2 protein-coding genes and 2 pseudogenes are annotated in these 1,618 nt (G+C 60.3%); all 4 read right to left on the reverse strand.

Annotation, left to right across the window (positions count from 1 at the left end):
• Positions 1-44: 44 nt before the first annotated feature.
• On the reverse strand, positions 45-320 hold the full coding sequence (gene rpsS / locus ACIP1U_RS32565) for a 30S ribosomal protein S19 (RefSeq protein ID WP_029047585.1): 276 nt from the start codon (positions 318-320) through the stop codon (positions 45-47).
• A 22-nt stretch (positions 321-342) separates the two neighbouring features.
• Positions 343-1,173: a 50S ribosomal protein L2 gene (rplB, locus tag ACIP1U_RS32570; protein ID WP_400324062.1), complete on the reverse strand. Its 831-nt coding sequence runs from the start codon at positions 1,171-1,173 to the stop codon at positions 343-345.
• Between the two features lie 2 nt (positions 1,174-1,175).
• Positions 1,176-1,488 (reverse strand): annotated as a pseudogene (gene rplW, locus ACIP1U_RS32575) (50S ribosomal protein L23).
• Positions 1,485-1,618: pseudogene (locus ACIP1U_RS32580) on the reverse strand (50S ribosomal protein L4); the annotation flags it as partial. The pseudogenes rplW and ACIP1U_RS32580, both read right to left, overlap by 4 nt.

The raw sequence follows: 1,618 nt of genomic DNA on the forward strand, positions 1-1,618 counted from the left end.
AAGCGGGCACCGCGATGAATCGCTTTCACTTCCATGATGGCACCTTACCTCTTCGCTTTCTTGTCAGCCGCGTGGCCCTTGAACGTGCGGGTGATCGCAAATTCGCCGAGCTTGTGGCCAACCATGTTTTCCGTCACGTACACCGGCACGTGTTGACGGCCGTTGTGAACGGCGATCGTCAGGCCAATGAACTCCGGCAGAATGGTCGAGCGGCGCGACCAAGTCTTGATGGGCTTCTTGTCCTTGCCGCTGACTGCAACTTCCACCTTCTTCAGCAGGTGGGCGTCGCAGAACGGACCCTTTTTAGCGGAACGAGTCATATCTTTAGCTCCTACCTACCGATTAACGCTTGTGGCGCTTCTGGACGATCATGCTGTCCGTGCGCTTGTTGCTACGGGTACGGTAACCCTTGGCCGGGGTACCCCACGGCGAAACCGGATCACGACCAGCAGCAGTCTTGCCTTCACCACCACCGTGCGGGTGATCCACCGGGTTCATCACGACACCACGCACCGTCGGGCGGATACCGCGCCAGCGGGTAGCACCGGCCTTGCCGATGACGCGCAGGCTGTGCTCTTCGTTGCCCACTTCACCGATGGTGGCGCGGCATTCGATGTGCACGCGGCGCACTTCACCCGAGCGCAGGCGAACCTGGGCGTACAGGCCTTCACGAGCCAGCAGCACGGCGGAACCGCCGGCGGCACGTGCGATCTGCGAACCCTTGCCCGGCAGCATTTCCACGTTGTTGATCGTGGTACCGACCGGAATGTTGCGGATCGGCAGGTTGTTACCGGCCTTGATCGGCGCTTCCGAGCCATTCATCAGCGGTTGGCCGGCAACCATGCCCTTGGTGGCGATGATGTAGCGGCGCTCGCCGTCGGCGAACACAACCAGCGCAATGTTGGCGCTGCGGTTCGGATCGTATTCCAGGCGCTCGACCTTGGCGGCGATGCCGTCCTTGTCGTTGCGCTTGAAGTCGACCACGCGGTAGTGGTGCTTATGACCACCGCCCTTGTGGCGGGTGGTGATATGACCATTGTTATTACGGCCCGACTTCTGGAATTGCTTTTCCAGCAGCGGAGCGTGCGGGGCGCCCTTGTGAAGGTCCTTGTTGACCACCTTCACCATCGAGCGACGACCCGGGGAAGTCGGCTTGGTCTTGACGAGTGCCATGATTACTTGGCCTCCGCTTCAAAATTGATTTCCTGACCCGGCTTCAGCGACACGTAAGCTTTCTTCACGTGGTTGCGACGGCCCATGAAACGGCCGAAGCGCTTCTGCTTGCCCTTCTGGTTCAGGATCTGAACGGACTGCACCTCGACCTTGAACAGCAGTTCGACGGCGGCCTTCACTTCTGCCTTGTTGGCATCGCGGGCCACTTCGAACACGACTTGTTCATTCTTGTCGGCGACCAGGGTTGCCTTTTCGGAAACCACCGGCGCGAGCAGCCTGCATCAAACGATGATCGTTCTTGGCTACTTGCGTCATTTCAGCAACTCCTCGATCTGCGCGACGGCTGCCTTGGTCACCAGCACCTTCTTGTAGTGCACGAGGGTCAGCGGATCAGCGTGGCGCGGCTCGACAAGTGCGACGTGCGGCTGGTTGAGCGGTGCCAGGT

The organism is Cupriavidus sp. NPDC089707, from assembly GCF_044748965.1.
Taxonomy (GTDB): domain Bacteria; phylum Pseudomonadota; class Gammaproteobacteria; order Burkholderiales; family Burkholderiaceae; genus Cupriavidus.

What these genes read in the sequence shown, in the direction of transcription:
- rpsS (WP_029047585.1), bottom strand. Translation starts at nt 320, where the DNA reads ATGACTCGTTCCGCTAAAAAGGGTCCGTTCTGCGACGCCCACCTGCTG.
- rplB (WP_400324062.1), bottom strand. Translation starts at nt 1,173, where the DNA reads ATGGCACTCGTCAAGACCAAGCCGACTTCCCCGGGTCGTCGCTCGATG.